Source organism: uncultured Caldilinea sp., assembly GCF_937128415.1.
In the GTDB taxonomy this organism is placed as follows: Bacteria; Chloroflexota; Anaerolineae; order Caldilineales; family Caldilineaceae; genus Caldilinea.
Genome location: NZ_CAKZMJ010000017.1, coordinates 1 through 1,724 on the forward strand (window position 1 = coordinate 1; position 1,724 = coordinate 1,724).

At 64.3% G+C, this 1,724-nt stretch carries 1 protein-coding gene; it reads right to left on the minus strand.

The window, feature by feature from the left end; all coding sequences use genetic code 11:
* Nucleotides 1-146 precede the first annotated feature (146 nt).
* Nucleotides 147-1,724 (minus strand): ABC transporter ATP-binding protein (locus tag Q0367_RS02260; protein ID WP_298980779.1); only part of this gene is annotated, 1,578 nt, incomplete at its 5' end.

Sequence of the window (1,724 nt, forward strand, 5' to 3'; positions counted from 1 at the left end):
GAAGAGCCGCGCCACCAGCCGGCCGTCATAGGCTTTGCCCAGCACGTCGTCGTCGCCGCCGTGAAGCAGACCGGCGATTTTCGCCTCGCGTCGCCGTCGCGCCTCCGGCGTGTCCTGCGGTCGTTTCCAGTGGATCGTTGCATGCGTCATACGACGCTCTCCTGCGCTCTCAACTGTAGATCGTAAATTCTCCGATATAACCCATCTCGTCTCAGCAGCTCGTCGTGCGTTCCGCATTCCACGACGCGACCGGCGTCGAGCACGTAGATGCAGTCGGCGTTCTTGAGCGTGACCAGCCGTTGCGCAATGATGAAAGTGGTGCGATTGCGCATCAGCGCAGCCAGCGCCTGTTGAATCAGATGTTCGGTCTGCGTGTCCACGCTGCTCAGCGAATCGTCCAAGATCAGGATTTTGGGGTCATAGAGCAGCGCCCGCGCGATGGCGATGCGTTGACGCTGGCCGCCGCTGAGCGTCACCCCGCGCTCGCCGACGCGCGTGTCGTAGCCCTCGGGAAAGTGCATGATGAACTCGTGCGCGTGGGCGGCTTTCGCTGCGGCGACGATCGCCTCCTCCGAAGCGTTCTCGACGCCGTAGGCGATGTTTTCCCGGATCGTCGTGCTGAAGAGGAACGGCTCTTGCAAGACCATGCCGATGCGCCGGCGCAGGCTGCGCAGCGTCACGGTGCGGATGTCGACGCCGTCGATCAGCACGCGACCGGCGGTCGGATCGTAGAAGCGCGGCAGCAGCGAGACCAGGGTCGACTTGCCCGCGCCGGTCGGCCCCACGAGCGCAATCGTCTTGCCTGCAGGCGCCTCGAAGTGAATGTCGTGCAACACGCGGTCGGAGCCTTCGTAGGCGAAGGAAACGTGCTCGAACGTGACGCGGCCCTGAACGTCGCCGAGTTCGATGGCGTCGGGCGCCTCCTCGATCTCCACAGGCGTGTCGATGATCTCAAAGACGCGCTGCGCGCTGGCCCCCGCCGTCGCCGCCAGATTGACCAGGTTGCCGAGCTGCTGCGCCGGCCCGTTCAGCATGAGCAGGTAGGAGATCATAGCGAAGAGCGCACCGACGCTGATGACGCCTTCCATCGCCAACGGACCGCCGAACCAGAGCATCAGAAAGACGCCGACCGCCAGCACGAAGGTGAAGAGCGGCCAGTAGTCGCCCCAGGTGCGAATGACGCCCATGCGCCGACGGAACCACTCGTCGCTGATGGCGTCGAATTTTGCAAACTCATACGGCTCACGCGCAAAGGCTTTCACCACGCCGATGCCGGTCATGCTTTCCTGCATCACGGTCGAAAGCAGCCCGAGCTGCTCCTGGATGCGTTGAAACATCGGCCGCACCACCACGCCAAAGCGCAGCCCCAACGCCACCAGCGCCAGCACCGGCGGCAGCGCCAGCAGCGCCAACGCCCAGTCGACGATGAACATCGAAACGACCACGCCCGCCAGCAGCAGCAAGACGCCCGTCAGCTCCAGCAAGCCGATGCCGGCGAAGCGCTCCGTCTCCGAGATGTCGCCGGTGGCGCGGCTCATCAGGTCGCCTGTGTGCGAGCGGTCATAAAAACTGAACGGCAGGCGTTGCAGCGCAATGTAATAGTCGTTGCGCAGATCGTAGGCGACGCGATGCGTCAACCACTCGCCCCAGTAGCGTTGCAGGAAACCGGCGCCCCCGCGCACCAGCGCAATGATCAGGATCAGCGCAGCCGCAAAGAAGAGCGC